This window comes from Bradyrhizobium sp. WSM1417 (assembly GCF_000515415.1).
Lineage (GTDB): Bacteria > Pseudomonadota > Alphaproteobacteria > Rhizobiales > Xanthobacteraceae > Bradyrhizobium.
The window spans coordinates 7,572,978-7,587,378 of sequence record NZ_KI911783.1; the positions used below are offsets into that span (position 1 = coordinate 7,572,978).

Here is a 14,401-nt window from a genome sequence, read left to right on the forward strand (position 1 = left end):
ACCAACGTACCAGGGCTCGCCGCAGGCGGCGCAGCGACGCGCGAGTTGATCTGCGGCGGTTTTACCAGTGGGGCAGCCACAATGCCGCTTGGGCCGTATCGTCGGGAAGCTGGGCGGGGAGGGCGCTGCCGATTACGCCAGGCAGCTTGGTACGACCACCAAGCGAAAGCCGTCGTCTGCGGGCACCGTCGTCCTTCGTAGTCGGTCGCCGCGCGCGTTCGCACCAGCGGCGCTCGCTAGAGCGGTTCAGGACGAGGTCTTTCCATATGAATTGAATTACCTCTGGGATGCGTCACGCCTGGATCGAGCACTGGCGCGCCTCGACGTCGCATGGTTCGGCGTTTCGCAGGCGGATGCGGCGAACGCAGCCGATGTGTTGCGGGATCGCGACGCACGGCCATGCTGGCGACCGCCAGGTGGATCTATCGGAGCGCGCTGGGCGTGAAGGATGTCTAACAGTGTCATTACGTGACGACAGGCGGTCTGGACGATGTCTGGACCTCGGTCCGGCCCCACGCTAAGCAAGCCTATGCGGAGCCGCGGAATGATCGAGGTCGTCGATCGAGGTCATCGATCTTGAGCGCTGCACATCGTGTGACATCCGTGTCAACGTGTGCCCGACCAACGTCTTTGACAAGACGGACGGAATTCCGGTCAGTGCCCGCCAGGAGGACTGCCAAACCTGCTTTCTTTGCGAGCTTTGTTATCCCGAAGATGCGCTCTGGGTCTTGCCCTTTGACGATGAGACCCAGCCCATCGAAGTCGCCGCGCTCAAGCGAACGGCGGCGATGGGCAGCTATCGCCGAGCTGTCGGTTGGACCGAGGAGACGCGGGATCACCGCGGCATCGACCAGAGCTACCTGCTCTTTGGTCAATGAGCGGCGGTGCCTGCCGGGCCCTATAGGCTGCGGAATCTTTGCCGCGGGAATCAATAACTTGATTGATCATTTCATTTCGCATCCCAAACATTCTCGCCGCTACTGATGCAGCCAACGGCGCCACGACTGACACGAGTCGCAGACCTATATCCTTGAGCGCCAGATAGCGCTAGAGTAGTGACTTTCGGAGCCGCTGGGAAAAACTCGGCGGCTGTTCCTTAAGATGCATGCGCTCGCGCGCGTTCGCGGGCTTCGCGGCGATGCTGGCGACGTTCGCGTCGCAGCTTGCCTGGCTCCATTGGCTGCGGCAACGCTGGAACTGGCGGGCCTGCCGTTTCCATTGAGGCCTTCTCAAATGCGTGGTGTTCGCTTCGGCGCGCCTCCATGGATTCGAGCACGGCTCGTCCTTTGACAGTGATCCTCCAGCCGCCTTTTTGACGCTCAATGAGGCCGTCCGAAAAAATGTCGAGCCCCGGCACGCGCGCGCCCAGCCGCTTGGTGCGCTCGGCCCATTCCGGGCCGCTGGTGGCGAGGATGGCCATGTCGCGCTTGAGGTCCGCCATTACCGCGAATCCTTCCGGGTAACTCACCAGGATCTTCAAAACCGTCACCTGCATATTCACCCCGCACCTCGCCCGATCAACGCCACATGATCGGCGCTTGTGTCAGGGCTTTCCGGCCTATCTGCCGCAGCTCGTCCGGTGTCGTTTCGCCGGTCTTTGCGGCTTCGAGGATCTTGCAGGCCACGTGGGTGCGAGCGCCGGTCTCGTCCCGAGGTAGGTTTTCGCAGACCTCGTCGAGTACCGCTCGCAATAGAGCGGTTGTCGCTTGTTCAAACATGGTACGCCCCTCTGAAAGCCCGATCCTAGCGCAAGTGTTTCCATTTTGGGATTCACGAATGTTAACTGATGAACTTTGCCGCACTGCACACGACCAGCGCCTGCGCCAGCAGCGCGGTTCCCAATCCGCACATTACAGCTCGCGGAGACCTGTCTCGTTCGCGCGATGAACGTGGGTCGCCCGGCGAGCCCATTCCTTGCTTTGGCCGCCCAGCGTGTCACGATCAGATCGACACCGGTGTTAGGGTGACGGAGATAGTGCCGAGCACTCCAAACTGCAGAGCCACGTTAGTCATCGTCTCGACGAACTGCGGAACAAGGCCAGGAAGAAGGCGGCTGTTTTCGGATTCCGCGCCTCAACGACGATGCCTTCGCGCAACGCGCGGCGGGCGCCGGTCGTCCGGACTTGGGTCGGTGCGGAAGCGCTGGCTTTCCTCCAGGTCTTGATGCCGAGCAGATGAGGTAGAAGGCGCCGGCTATCTTCAGCGCCGTGAATGCTTCGGCGCCCGCCATCACCGCGGCCGAGATGCCGACCGCGGCAGCGAGCACGTGCACCGGACCACCAAGACCCAAGCCGACGCTGGACGCCAAGTCCTCGCTCCGGCCGCTTTGGTCGAGCGATCGGTAACGGAAGGTGCCACCCGAATGTCCTCTGCACTGGCGCGTAAAGCCATAGGACGGGTTGATGCCGCATCCTGCATGCGTGCCTGACACCATCGCCCTGCACTGGGCCGCTCGGTTTGCTGTCGCCCGCGATTAAAGAACGGACGACTTAGATACCGACAACGAAACCTTGTCCCGCGTCGAGGCGGTTGTCGGTTCCAAACCAATGTTGTCGTGTTGCCGACGTGAGACAATGCGAATAATCAGCAATTTTCAGTTTGGCGCGTTGCTTGCTTTGTTCGCGCGGTCGGCGTCGATCGCTTGCGAAGGCATCGTGCATGGTTTGGCAACACTAAGCGAAGGCGAGGAGAGGCTATGTCGCGAACTGAGATAGAGCGATTTATCAACGATCTAGGGAAAAAGGGCAATCTGCTCGAAAACGCAAAACCGAGTGCTACAGGCCTTGCATCAATTGTAGCGGTCGGAAAAAGCCACGGCTACAATTTTACCCTTGATGAAGCGAAGAGTTACATCCGGTGTCGAAGCCGACAGGAGTTGATTAGTAAGCAGCTCGATGCGACTGCCGGCGCCAAACCTGATTCGAGTGTTGCGATCTCGACCGGCGTTGTGCAGGCCGCTGGGTTGGCCAGGCCCGCTGCGGAGGTGCCTGTGAGCGGCGTACAGGTCGCGAAAGCGCACTCTAGCTTCGCCTCGGCAGTCCAGCCCGTCGCTGTTGTTCTGGTTGTTGTTGTTGCGGTCGTGGCCTGACATGCCTTTCGCTCTGACCGTATGGCTCGTGCTCAAGGAGACGAGAAGGGCGACGAGAACATGAAAGCAGGCCTCGTCCGGGGTGAGTTCATTGCCATTAGGTTATAAGCTGCTGCTTCAAGGTTTATCCCTAACGTGATGACGCGCGCTGCCACCGAACACTACCGACAGAGTTTTGACCGTCGCACCCCCGAGCAACTGCGCACGCTGTCGCACGTCAAGCGGTTCATGGAGCGGTTAGCCGGTGACATCGAGTTCCGCAAGGCGCTTTCGGAGAATGCCCCTCGTACGGTAATAGAGCGCTACGGCATCGAAGTTGACCCAATGGAAATATTGCCGCTCTGGCACGGAGACTACCAAGAATACCGCTTCAAGCCGGAGTCTACCCAGTGGCCGCTGGCCACGATGTGGGACGAGCATCTGCGCGAGATGTTGCGCCATCGCGACCTCCTGCGCGACGAAGGCGAAATGTCGACGATTCACCCTCGTTTCCATGCTTGGCGCGAGCGCCAAATCCGGCGCTGCAACGACGAATTGGGTGCAGCGGCGCTGTCGGTCACGTACCCGATCATCGCTTTCGAGTTGAGCGAAGGCTGCACCGTTGGTTGCTGGTTCTGCGGCCTCTCTGCGGGCCGATTCAAAGGCTATTACGATTACAGCAAAGAGCAGGCAGAGCGTTGGCGTGGCGTAGTCGGCGTCGCGAGCGAGATGTTTGGTTCGGCAGCCCGTACTGGCTTCTGCTACTGGGCTACAGATCCTATGGACAACCCACACTACGATCGCTTTCTGTTCGACTACTATCGGATCACGGGCGCATTGCCGCAGACAACGACCGCTGCGCCGCTTAGGGATCAGGCACTCACCAGACGCGTGCTCAGACTGTTCAACCTGTATGGCACCACGCCGAATCGTTTCTCCGTGCTGAGCAACGCACATCTCAATCAGATTCATATGACGTTTTCGCCAGAGGAGCTGCTAGCGGTCGAACTCATCTTGCAGGGCAAGGAGGCGCCGACCGCAAAGGCTTTCGCCGGACGCGCGCGCGAGCGGAAGGGGAAGCTCAGGTCCGCCATCAAAGATGATGCAATTGGGTTGCTGGAACGCGATCATACCACGATCGCGTGTGTTTCCGGCTTCCTCGTAAATATGCAGCAGGGACGTTTGCAACTGGTGACGCCGGTACCGGGGAGCGAACGCTGGCCTCTCGGTTACCGCATCTTGGGTGAACGTTTCTTCAGGACGCCTGACGAGTTCGGGGAGGGACTGCAGAGCATGATCGACCAGTATATGCTCGAGAGCCCAGCCCCCGACCTGCCGATCCGCTTCCGCAGAGACCTGCAATACAAAGCAGGGATCGGGTACTTCCAGCTCCGCGCCGGCAACATGGAACACCGGGTGCCCGACGACGTCGCTCCGATTTCCGTTGGCGATCTCATCGCGTTCGGCAACTGCACAGCTTCGGAGCTGATTAGGCGGGTCACGACTGACGGAACGAGCGTATTTGCAGTCGCTGATTTGCTCGATCGGTTGTACGCGGCCGGGGTAATCGAAGACGACCTCGACGACCGCTTTGCCTGGCAGACCAGCAATTGGACGAAGAGCCGCATCGAAGCTGCCAAATACGCAGGCTGCCGCACGGACATAGATCATGCCGATTCGCACTGAGGTACTAGGACAGTATCTAAGAGCTGCGGCATCTTACCATCTCGCAGTGTGGAGTGGGGTGGCAGGCCGTTTTGCATCCACCGTCCACCGCTTCATGGCGCGCACAACCGACGTGACCGCAGAACTTGTTCTTGGCGTGCCGGGCTCCCCTAGGCGGCTCGAACTCATTCGGTCTACCATCTGCCTGAGCTCCGCCGGATGGGCTTTGGTAGCTCCACGCTGGACTCGACCGAAGGACTTCCGCGCTCGCGGCTTCGAGCCAAGTCCTCATTTTTTGCGCATCGGCGAGTACAACTGGAACGCTGAACGCTCTTCGTCAAGAACGGCTCGACCCGACCTGACCCTTGGCGTGGCGCCGCTTAATGTCGGGAGCGGAGCGGTGTCGGCTCATTCACCGCTCGGCTCTAGCACCCTCCCCCTGGACTTGCGCGTTCACGCTTTCCAGTCTCCAGGCAAATGAACGTGACACGGAAGATGGCTCGAAGCGCGCTGCCTATGGCATTCGCTGAATTAGGTTGACTTCATGTTCACGGCTCCAATCACGGAGTCGCGCAGAAGTTCGCATTGCCGTCCACCGCATGAGCCTGTGGCCGGGCGAACGCGCCTAGCCTACATCACCACAAATAATGTGGCATCACATGAGTATCGATGTGCCAATCGTCTTAGTCAACATGCCTATGTCGGCAGTCGAAAGACCGTCGTTGGCGCTTGGTCTCCTGAAGTCAGCGCTGACCCAGGCTGGGCTGCAAGCCACGATAGCATATCCCAACATCTGGTTTTTAGAATACATAGGCATTGCCGACTATGGGTTTCTTGAGAGTTGCCCGCCAGAGGAGGCGCTGGTTGATTGGCTGTTCGCGGGCGTCGCTTTTCCCGACTTCGAGCCTGAAGAAAGCGCCTTCCTGGATCTTTATTTCGAGCGCAACCCGATACACGCAGGCAAATCTTTGGCCGAGCGTCGCGCGAATTTCCTCAGGCTGCGCTCGGTAATCGGCGGGTTTATTGATTGGGCGGCTGACAAGATATTGGACCAGCGGCCGGCCATGGTCGGGTGCAGCTCGACCTTCACCCAGCATGTTCCCTCGCTGGCGTTGCTGCGCCGACTGAGCGAGCGCTCACCGGATCTTGTCACTCTCATGGGGGGCGCAAACTGCGAGTCGGTAATGGGGCGGAGCACTCACATGCGTTTCCCATGGGTCGACTATGTCGTGTCGGGCGAGGCCGACTTGCTGATCGGCCCGCTGTGTTGGGACATCCTTAATCGCGGCAGAGACATTCCGCCTGCTGACCTGCCATTTGGCGTTTTCGGTCCGGCGCATCGCGAGGCCGGTTATCCCGCGGCGTCGACGCGCGACTTAGTGCCCCGCGCAGTGATCGAGAACATGGGTGACCTGCCGCTGCCCGATTTCTCGGACTATTTTGCCGAGCTCAACGCGTCGCTCTACGCCGACCGCATCCATGCCGGGCTGCCGATGGAGTTCTCTCGAGGCTGCTGGTGGGGCGAGCGGAGCCACTGCACGTTTTGTGGGCTGAACGGCGGATCGATGACCTATCGCCAGAAACCCGCGAGGCAGGCCGCAGAAGAGATGATTGAGATGTCGGCGCGCTACGGTTCGTCGCGCATCGAAGCGGTGGACAATATTCTGGCCACTGACTACCTAAAAAAGGCGCTGCCTCGCCTCACCGGGCTACCCGAGAAGCTCGCGATCTTCTTTGAGGTCAAAGCCAACCTGAAGCGCCACGAAGTGGAGAAGCTGGCTGCCTCCGGCGTCCGCTGGATCCAACCGGGTATTGAGAGCCTGGATACTCGTGTTTTGAAGCTGATGCGCAAAGGAACGAGCTCAGCACATAATGTCCAACTCTTGAAGTGGTGCCGTCAGCACGGTGTGCGGGTCAGTTGGAGTTTGCTGTGGGGCTTCCCCGGCGAGAGCGACGCATGGTATGCGGACATGGCTCCTTTGCTACCGCTGCTGCATCATCTACAGCCGGGACCGGCGGTGCGTTTGCGTTACCAGCGCTACAGCCCCTATCACTACGCGGCCGAGAAACATGGATTGAAGCTGCGCCCGACCGTCTCCTATCGCTACGTCTATCCGTTGTCGGAGCGCGATCTGGCGGATCAGGTTTACTACTTCGAAGACAGTGAAGACGACGACGTCGGTGGTCATTTCGCGGCGCTCAACGCTAACCGCCGCCCGGGGCTAAGCGCTGTCGCGAAGGGTATCGATGCCTGGCTGAAAGCCTGGTACGAGCCGAAGTTGTCTATGCTGTCGATGCGGGACAGCGGCGACGAGATCATAGTCGAGGACACGCGAGCCATTGCAGTCGAGCGCGAACACCGGGTCAGGGGCCTCGCCCGGGAAATTCTTCTGGCTGCGGACGAAGGCTCGCCTGAAACCCGCCTGCGCGAACAGCTGAGCGGGACGAATGTAATGCAGGCCGAGATTGACGCTGCGATAGCTGACATGATCGCTCGCAAATTGATTGTGCGGCTGGACGCGCGGCTGGTTGGGCTCGCGCTCTGGCATCCATATACGCCAATCCCTCCGATGACTGCGTTCCCTGGAGGCTATTTCGACCGACGTGCCGCGCCATTGAGTACCTCGTGTGAATGAGGAAAACTGCGGGGGGCCCTCGGAGGGAGACGTTTCCTCTGGGGCGCACGACGAGGTGCCAAGTATGGCGGAGCGGAGATTTCGGGGCTTTGGAAGTATTGTCTCTGTATGTTCCTCCGGACTGGCAGCACGGCGAACAGTGGGCACCGGAAGAGCTCAAGGAGGGAATGCGCTTGCACAACGTGTTTGCCAAGCGTGTAAGAGCCAGAGGCAAGTCGAACCCTGAACCTCCTCCGAATGAGTGAACACCTGTAGTAGGCTCGTTGAGCCCGGAGGTGTCGAATGGAACGTCAACGTCGCTCGTTTACTGAGGAGCACAAGCGCCGGGCCGCCGAACTGGTGGTGTCGCGGTCGCTCGATCGGTTCGGTTTCCTTCGACGCCTCCACAAAAATGGGCAGGCACATAATCGCTATCTTCTGTTCGGGTAGCTGAAGCGAAAGGGCTTGAGCTGCCGCGTCAAGGTAAGGACGTCTGGCAACGACTTCAGCGTGACCGCGTGCTCGCGGGTCACAAAGCCAGTAACAGGCGCGGGCGTCTGGCAAAGGAGCTTAAGCGCTTCAATCTCACTCTAGGCGGGCTCGGGTCAGGACATGGGTTCCTTCTCGACGCCGGTCTACGATCTGGTTATCCGCAACCTTGAAGCGGCGAAAGATCAACGCCGCGCTCGCAATCCGTACAAATTGGCCAGCGTTGTCGAGCAGCCAAAATCTGTTGGGAAAGCCGGCGCATCCGTGCCAGCAGCAGCAAAAAGTCGGGCGAAGCCTCATCGAAAACGACGTCGAAGTCGTCGCAGGCATGAACCAAACCAAAAAGAAAAACCGCCTTGGGAGTAGTGGATCGCGGTTCTACTGGACTAAGCCGAAGACGACCGAGGTAATCTTTCAGTTCTTGAATCGACTTATTCAGGGACGCTGATGCTCCCTGCTTAAATTGCTTCGAGGTTTTGGCCATCCAAGCCCTCCCTTGTTTCGTTGCGTCGAAGATACGTTCACATAGAAAGACCCGCTCAACGATTTCTTGGAGCGGGTATTCGAATCGGGGAGGGATTCGAACCCTCGGAACGCCTCGCGGTGTTCGTCTCCTTCGCAAGGAGATGCCTTCGGCCTCTCAGCCAACCAGCCATAACGTATGGCGGCCTGTCCCAAATGGGCACATCTCCCCGAGATTTCAAGACGCCAGCGCGAGGAAACCCCCAAACGATATCAACGACCACCAAAAGGAAGGATTGAGGCCCGCAGCCTTTAGATTGGTTCGAATTGCTCTTTTGGCCATGCCGAATGCAGCAGGTCAAACTTCATATTGTCGGGACGCGGCTAAACCCACAATGAAGTCGCGTCGCCAGGATGGACTCTGGATCGGAGTATCCCGCCGTAGCGGTTCGGCCGTCATCGGCCGCCTCGGCGAATCTTCTGAGCAGCGAAAATGCATCCGATCAAGCCGCCGCCGCGCGCGCCAGGGCAAGCGAGTCGGTATTGGCTCCGCCGATTGCGTCTGCAGTGCCGAGAAGCGACTCATGATCTTCTTCTACTGGGCATCTCAGTTCATGGGCTCTCTTTTGTCCCGTTCTGGTCTTTTCGATCATGCCGCGCCCGGCTGTTGAAAGTCCTGCGACCTAACCCGTCACGAGCGCCGGAAAGTTATCTTCGTTCGCTGTAGAATCCCTTATTTTGGCTTCCCGGTCTTCACAGTTCCAGTTTGCGCGCTATAGTTGCATCATGTCGTCGACTACATTTATAGCTTCTTTTTCCAACATTCGCCGTTGATTTTGGGGTTGACAGAATATAAGGAATTCCCTATATGCTTGTTTCGTTTGATGATCCCGGATTGGGAGGCGCGGCTGATGAGTTGGAGCAGCTTGGGCACAATTTCGCTTGCGAGATCCTGCTCTACCTCCAGAAAGTCCACAGCGGATCAGTGGATAGCAGGAATCTGTTGCCCTTCTATACGTATAGGGGCGTGGAGATGTTCCATGCTTCCGCGGCGGCTAAGTTTGCGATCTTCGCTGTCGAAGTCGATGATGATGGCGATGTGACGGTAACGCTAATGCTCGCGGCTGAGCATGGCGTGCCGATGTACGCTGGAGGGTCTTCCTGGAATGGCGGCGATTATAATGCCTTGAAGACCGGAATACTGAATGCGCGAGCTTCAGTTTGGTTCGTATGAAGAGTGGAGGCTGCAATGGTCAAGCTCAAAGTCGACAAAAGTCACAAACGTAGAATGCGAGCCGTTGCTGAGGTTAGCAGTAAGGGGCGTGGTCGTTCGCTTGCTGATCTGGTCGAAAGAATCGAACGAGCTGAAGCAAGCCTTGCAGCTGAAAAGGAACTGTCTAGTGCGGCAATGCGTGCTGGCGAACTAGTTCGGGCCATGCGCAAGGATGCCAGATTCTCTCAGTCACAATTGGCGGATAAGTTGGGTATTAGCCAGGCTCGAATTAGCGAAATCGAATCGGGAGTCGGGACCCAGGGGCCAACTTGGGATCTGATGGAACGAATTTCGGTTGCGTGCGGCAAGACGCTTGGCGTTGCTGCCTCTAGCGATGACCTGGAACTCGCGGCGCACATGCCAATGGCTATGTAGTCTGATCCGTCGATGAGAGCCTGAGATACATGGCGTACTCTTGGTGGGACGCGCTCAAAGACGTGCTCGGCGCCGCGAGTCCAGTATGTATCGCCGTGCCGTGGTTCAGAGACTTTTGGCTGCGCGCTCGCAGATCGAAACTCGAGCAAGTCGAAGCAACAGGACGGCTTGGCAGGCTGAAGGCGTCTGTCGAAGGTTCAATCCGCCAGAAAATTGAGTCCCCCAAGCTGGCCGACATAGTGTGGACCACACTTGGGCTAATCCTAATGTTCATAAGCTTCATGATTGCCATTATTCGAGGCCTCGCTGATCTCTTGGGCGGAGCTTAATGCAGCGTTCTCCAATGACGCGTGCGTTCAGAACACTGGTCGGCATCTGCGCGCGGTAGTTGTTGCGGCATGTTTCTCACCAAAGCCAGACTGCGCTAACCCGTAACCGTCCGGTGAGGGCCGCGGGATAATCGCGTGGCGCGGTGGCCCGATCAGGCCGCAGACTGAACGGGGGTTCTCTTCCATTCCCAAGGCAGCAGCTCATTGAGCCGACCTTGCCGGGTGCTGGCGATGCGGGCCAGGACGTCCGCCAGCCAGGCTTGCGGATCGAGGTCATTGAGCTTTGCCGTCATGATCAGCGTCGCCATGACGGCGGCACGGTCGGCACCGCGTTCGGAGCCGGCGAAGAGCCAGGACTTGCGGCCGAGGGCAAAGCCGCGCAGCGCGCGCTCCGCCGCATTGTTTGTCAGGCAGATCCGTCCGTTGTCGACGAAGCGGGCGAACCGGTCCCAGCGGCGCAGCATGTAATCGATTGGCTTGGCGACCGATGAGGAGTTCGACAGCCGGGCACGCTGCTCGCGCAGCCATGCTTCCAATGCAATCACAAGCGGGGCGCTTTGTTCGTTGCGCACCCGCAGCCGCTCTTCGGCACTTTGGCCGTTGATGCCACGCTCAATATCGAACAGCGCATCGATGCGCTTGACCGCCTCCAGGGCAATCGGCGAGATCGCCGCGGCGTTCCTGTCTCGCCTCGCATTGGCGGCGATATCCGCCAGCTCGAAGAACTGCCGCCTGGCATGGGCCCAACAGTGTGCGGGCGTGATCGGCCCTTGCGCGCGCGAAGCGTCATACAGCTCATTATAGCCGCTATAGGCGTCGGCCTGCAGGATGCCGTTGAAGCTTTGGAGATGCCGTGTGGGATGCTCTTGCCGTCGGTCGCGTGAGGCATAATAGAGCGCCGCTGGCGGCGCCCGGCCACCAAACGGCCGGTCGTCGCGGACATAGGTCCAGATATGCCCCTTCACCGTCTGGCCCTTGGCCAGGATCGGCACCGTGGTGTCATCGCCGTGCAACCGCTCGGCGGCCAAGACGTGGCGCTCGATCAACCCATAAAGCGGATGCAGGGCCGTCGCACAGGCGCCGACCTGGTCGGCCATTGTCGACAGGCTCAGATCGATGCCCTCTCGGGCGTAGCGCTCGCTCTGCCGGTTCAAGGGCTGATGCTGGCCGAACTTCTCGAACAGGATCATTGCCAGCAGGTTCGGCCCGGCAAAGCCGCGCGGCGTCACGTGGAAGGGCGCTGGCGGCTGGGTGATCGTCTCGCAGTTCCGGCACGAGAACTTCTCCCGCACCGTCTGGATCACCTTCCATTGCCGGGGAATGACCTCCAGCGTCTCGGTGATGTCCTCGCCCAGCTTTGACAGCTTCGATGAGCCGCAACAGGGGCAGCTCTCCGGTGCGGCGACCACGACCCGCTCGCGCGGCAGATGATCGGGGAACGGTTTGCGCGACGGGCGCTTACGCTCGAAGGATTGTACGGTCTGCGTCTTGGCCGCCGCCCTCTCGGCTGCGAGTTCGTCTTCGGTCGCGGTTGCTTCCAACTCTTCGAGCTCAAGCTCCATCTGTTCCAGGAGCCGTGCCTTGCGCTCCGAGCGGCTGCCATAAATCTGGCGACGCAGCTTCTCGATCTCGAGCTTGAGGTAACTGATCAGGGCCTCGGCCGCCTTCGCGTCGGCAGCTTCCGCTTTGGCGCTCGCCGCGACCGCTTCCGCTTGAAGACGAGCGGCACGCTCCGCGAGGATCATCACATGCGCGGCGGCAAGATCGGTGGGGAGCGATTCAGATGTGGTCACGACGATGATGGAATCACATCCATCACGATCCGCAAGCTCAAAGCCTCATCCGACCGATGTCGGCCGCCACGTCTCTTGTGGGTGCCGCCAGTCGATCCCGGACAAAAGATAGCCGAGCTGCGCCGACGAGATCGTCACCACACCCTCCGCGGGGCTCGGCCAGATGAAGCGCCCCCGCTCCAAGCGCTTCGTGAACAGGCAGGCGCCCTGGCCGTCATGCCAGATCACCTTCAAAAGATTGCCCCGGCGACCGCGGAAGCAAAACAGGTGACCGCCAAGCGGATCGCGATGCAAGATTTCCTGAACCTGCAACGCCAGCGACGGAAAGCCCTTCCGCATGTCGGTATGGCCGGTCGCGAGCCATACCCGCACGCCGGCCGGCAACGGGATCATCGTGGCCGTCCATCAGTCAGCGCTGCCACGACTGCCCTCAGCGTCGCCGCGTCAACCGCGCCCGTGATCCGCATCCGAGCCCCGGCCGAGAACTCAATCTCGATCGTACCGCAGCTTCCGGAGGGAGCCGTCAACGATTGCCGGTCGGGCGCAATGGAGACTGCCGCAAAACGGACTTCGCCATCCTGCCGCTGCATCGGCTCGGGCCCGCAAGCGAGGACGCCTGTGCGCGCCTGCCGCCGCCAGGCCGTAACCAGATTGCGGTGAACGTCATGTCGCCGAGCAACCTCGACAACACTGGCTCCAGGCGCCAGACTCTCCTCAACGATCCGAAGCTTCTCGGCACTCGTCCACCGCCGTCGCCGCTCTGGACCGGACAGAACCGTAACCGTCGTCACGTTTGCTCATTTGCTTGCGAATTAATGAGCAAATCATCTCACGCTCGAACCCGATCCGGGAAGGCGGCCTCCACCGGAGCCTTACGCTAACCCGATGATAGCTCTAGTGGGCCAGGCTGACTCGAACCTGCAACCAGGACGCCGCGTGAGCATGACGAACCTCACGGGCGACGATGTGCGTTTCGGCCAGCGGCGAGGACGCCTGCGAACTGTCATGGATCTCGACATTTCGGCCGATGCAAGATCAAGAAAGCTTTGCAGAGGTATTGGCCGGCATTCTCGTTAGTGGCGCGGACCAGATCGCCGTCGACCTCCGTGTCGATTGAGCGGCGGCGATAGCCAAATCGTATTTCTCTCAGCCGGTTGTCCGTTTGATCTTAGCAGACCATCGTCGACCGCTCGAGAACGGTTTCCTTGATGCGGCAACCGCGGCCTGCCGGAATGCATAAGACCGTTTATGGCTCCTGTACATGAAACCAACAGGTCACCCCGGCCCATTGGCCGGGGCTTTCGATCCGCGTTTGAACGATAGATCAGTATTTGAGAAGAATCGGACCGCCGAACTTATAGTTGAGCCGCGCAGTCATAAGGTCGAAATCCTGGCGGATGCGATCGGTCCCACCAGCGGGCGCGGCGAAGTTCACCGCCGCGGGCTGCATGAATAAATGATCGTACTCGAAGCCAAGCGACCAGTTCGGCGCGAAACCGTACTCGATGCCGGCTCCTAACGCGCCGCCCCAAAGAACGTGCTCGCTGTTCCCAAGCGGCGCGCCCGTGAGGTTCGAGCTGATCTGATAGGTGTTGCTCGTCACTGCGCCGCCGCCTTTGGCATAAAGCAGTACGTTATCGAAGGCATAGCCGATTTGCCCCGTGACGAGACCGAACGCATCAACCTTGGTGTGGTTGACATCCGAAAACGCGACGATGACATTCGAGCCGGTCAAATCAGCCCAGTTTCCCTGGCCTTCAACACCAAGCACGATCTGGCCCATCTGCCATCGATAGCCGATCTGGCCACCAACGGTCACGCCGGTCGCATCATGACAGCCCTCGGGCGTGCCGCCATTGAAAGCCCAGCAATTCGAGCTTGAGCCCAATCCACCGTTCATACCGAGATAGTAGCCGCTCCAGTCGTAGATTGCAGCGGCGACACGCTGCGGAGCTATGGTGTAGAGAGGCTGGACGGGCTGTGCAGCCAGATCCGCGCCAAATGCGGGCGCCACCGCGTCAAGCGCCACAATGCTCACAGTCGCGAGCAACAAGTTCTTCATTTCTACTCTCATGTCCCTTGAGTGCCCCGAGCCCCGTGCGTCTTAACAACGTCCGCGCGAATTGCTGTAACTGCATCGCAACATTTGCGCCGAAAGAAATGCGTGAACCGAACGCTGCGTCAGGTTGCTACGTTGCAGATCATCTCCAACTGCCTCGCAAGGCTCCTGCGGGTGCGAGCGTAGATTGCGTGGGCGTGAGCAAGAGCGGGCTGCTGATCTCAGCGGAATAAGCGCACGGCAACCCGAGCGCAAGAGCTTTAGATTGTTCGCA

Annotated in this window: 13 protein-coding genes and 1 tRNA gene; 6 read left to right on the plus strand and 8 right to left on the minus strand. The window is 59.7% G+C overall.

Annotated elements, in window-relative coordinates:
* Nucleotides 1–611: 611 nt before the first annotated feature.
* Entirely contained in the window at nucleotides 612–878 is a 267-nt protein-coding gene (locus tag BRA1417_RS0137040) for a 4Fe-4S ferredoxin (protein ID WP_245286324.1), read from the plus strand.
* Between the two features lie 218 nt (nucleotides 879–1,096).
* Here the strand turns inward: BRA1417_RS0137040 and BRA1417_RS0137045 are convergent, their stop codons facing one another.
* Together BRA1417_RS0137045 and BRA1417_RS0137050 are read right to left on the minus strand one after the other, a co-directional pair.
* Complete coding sequence (locus BRA1417_RS0137045) at nucleotides 1,097–1,501, minus strand: hypothetical protein (protein WP_027520136.1); 405 nt, start codon at nucleotides 1,499–1,501, stop codon at nucleotides 1,097–1,099.
* Between the two features lie 16 nt (nucleotides 1,502–1,517).
* Entirely contained in the window at nucleotides 1,518–1,718 is a 201-nt protein-coding gene (locus BRA1417_RS0137050; protein ID WP_027520137.1) for a hypothetical protein, read from the minus strand.
* Between the two features lie 977 nt (nucleotides 1,719–2,695).
* Here BRA1417_RS0137050 and BRA1417_RS0137055 point away from each other — a divergent pair.
* The 3 genes from BRA1417_RS0137055 to BRA1417_RS0137070 all read left to right on the plus strand — a co-directional run bounded on the left by BRA1417_RS0137055 (nucleotide 2,696) and on the right by BRA1417_RS0137070 (nucleotide 7,368).
* Nucleotides 2,696–3,088, plus strand: a complete 393-nt coding sequence (locus BRA1417_RS0137055; protein WP_027520138.1) for a Nif11 family protein — start codon at nucleotides 2,696–2,698, stop codon at nucleotides 3,086–3,088.
* A gap of 138 nt (nucleotides 3,089–3,226) precedes the next feature.
* Nucleotides 3,227–4,753 carry a radical SAM family RiPP maturation amino acid epimerase gene (locus BRA1417_RS41475; RefSeq protein WP_035969055.1) on the plus strand — a complete coding sequence of 509 codons (1,527 nt, stop codon included), beginning with the start codon at nucleotides 3,227–3,229 and terminating at the stop codon, nucleotides 4,751–4,753.
* A gap of 638 nt (nucleotides 4,754–5,391) precedes the next feature.
* A complete protein-coding gene (locus tag BRA1417_RS0137070; protein WP_027520139.1) occupies nucleotides 5,392–7,368 on the plus strand; it encodes a RiPP maturation radical SAM C-methyltransferase in 1,977 nt (658 codons plus the stop codon).
* 625 nt (nucleotides 7,369–7,993) lie between these two features.
* Here the strand turns inward: BRA1417_RS0137070 and BRA1417_RS44525 are convergent.
* Together BRA1417_RS44525 and BRA1417_RS0137080 are read right to left on the minus strand one after the other, a co-directional pair.
* Nucleotides 7,994–8,320 (minus strand): hypothetical protein, encoded by a 327-nt coding sequence (locus tag BRA1417_RS44525; RefSeq protein ID WP_156949089.1) that lies wholly within the window; start codon nucleotides 8,318–8,320, stop codon nucleotides 7,994–7,996.
* 83 nt (nucleotides 8,321–8,403) lie between these two features.
* Nucleotides 8,404–8,486: transfer RNA gene (locus tag BRA1417_RS0137080), tRNA-Arg, on the minus strand.
* Between the two features lie 680 nt (nucleotides 8,487–9,166).
* Between BRA1417_RS0137080 and BRA1417_RS0137085 the strand changes: the two genes are divergently transcribed.
* Together BRA1417_RS0137085 and BRA1417_RS43415 are read left to right on the plus strand one after the other, a co-directional pair.
* On the plus strand, nucleotides 9,167–9,532 hold the full coding sequence (locus BRA1417_RS0137085) for a hypothetical protein (protein ID WP_027520141.1): 366 nt from the start codon (nucleotides 9,167–9,169) through the stop codon (nucleotides 9,530–9,532).
* Between the two features lie 15 nt (nucleotides 9,533–9,547).
* Nucleotides 9,548–9,946, plus strand: coding sequence for a helix-turn-helix domain-containing protein (locus tag BRA1417_RS43415; RefSeq protein ID WP_084462423.1), 399 nt, complete (start codon nucleotides 9,548–9,550; stop codon nucleotides 9,944–9,946).
* 481 nt (nucleotides 9,947–10,427) lie between these two features.
* On the opposite strand, the gene BRA1417_RS0137105 is transcribed toward BRA1417_RS43415, so the two are convergent.
* The 4 genes from BRA1417_RS0137105 to BRA1417_RS0137125 all read right to left on the minus strand — a co-directional run bounded on the left by BRA1417_RS0137105 (nucleotide 10,428) and on the right by BRA1417_RS0137125 (nucleotide 14,130).
* Nucleotides 10,428–12,020, minus strand: coding sequence for an IS66 family transposase (locus BRA1417_RS0137105; RefSeq protein ID WP_051448530.1), 1,593 nt, complete (start codon nucleotides 12,018–12,020; stop codon nucleotides 10,428–10,430).
* A 93-nt stretch (nucleotides 12,021–12,113) separates the two neighbouring features.
* Complete coding sequence (tnpB, locus tag BRA1417_RS0137110) at nucleotides 12,114–12,461, minus strand: IS66 family insertion sequence element accessory protein TnpB (protein WP_027520144.1); 348 nt, start codon at nucleotides 12,459–12,461, stop codon at nucleotides 12,114–12,116.
* Nucleotides 12,458–12,859 carry a transposase gene (locus tag BRA1417_RS0137115; RefSeq protein WP_027520145.1) on the minus strand — a complete coding sequence of 134 codons (402 nt, stop codon included), beginning with the start codon at nucleotides 12,857–12,859 and terminating at the stop codon, nucleotides 12,458–12,460. The genes tnpB and BRA1417_RS0137115 overlap by 4 nt, the downstream gene beginning before the upstream one ends.
* Before the next feature lie 533 nt (nucleotides 12,860–13,392).
* Nucleotides 13,393–14,130 (minus strand): outer membrane protein, encoded by a 738-nt coding sequence (locus BRA1417_RS0137125; protein ID WP_027520146.1) that lies wholly within the window; start codon nucleotides 14,128–14,130, stop codon nucleotides 13,393–13,395.
* Nucleotides 14,131–14,401 lie beyond the last annotated feature (271 nt).

Bases quoted from the DNA above. Each gene is read 5' to 3' on its own strand.
- BRA1417_RS43415 (WP_084462423.1), top strand. From the start codon at position 9,548: ATGGTCAAGCTCAAAGTCGACAAAAGTCACAAACGTAGAATGCGAGCC.
- BRA1417_RS0137105 (WP_051448530.1), bottom strand. From the start codon at position 12,020: ATGATCCTCGCGGAGCGTGCCGCTCGTCTTCAAGCGGAAGCGGTCGCG.
- BRA1417_RS41475 (WP_035969055.1), top strand. From the start codon at position 3,227: ATGACGCGCGCTGCCACCGAACACTACCGACAGAGTTTTGACCGTCGC.
- BRA1417_RS0137125 (WP_027520146.1), bottom strand. From the start codon at position 14,130: ATGAAGAACTTGTTGCTCGCGACTGTGAGCATTGTGGCGCTTGACGCG.
- tnpB (WP_027520144.1), bottom strand. From the start codon at position 12,461: ATGATCCCGTTGCCGGCCGGCGTGCGGGTATGGCTCGCGACCGGCCAT.
- BRA1417_RS0137085 (WP_027520141.1), top strand. From the start codon at position 9,167: ATGCTTGTTTCGTTTGATGATCCCGGATTGGGAGGCGCGGCTGATGAG.
- BRA1417_RS0137050 (WP_027520137.1), bottom strand. From the start codon at position 1,718: ATGTTTGAACAAGCGACAACCGCTCTATTGCGAGCGGTACTCGACGAG.
- BRA1417_RS0137055 (WP_027520138.1), top strand. From the start codon at position 2,696: ATGTCGCGAACTGAGATAGAGCGATTTATCAACGATCTAGGGAAAAAG.
- BRA1417_RS44525 (WP_156949089.1), bottom strand. From the start codon at position 8,320: ATGGCCAAAACCTCGAAGCAATTTAAGCAGGGAGCATCAGCGTCCCTG.
- BRA1417_RS0137070 (WP_027520139.1), top strand. From the start codon at position 5,392: ATGAGTATCGATGTGCCAATCGTCTTAGTCAACATGCCTATGTCGGCA.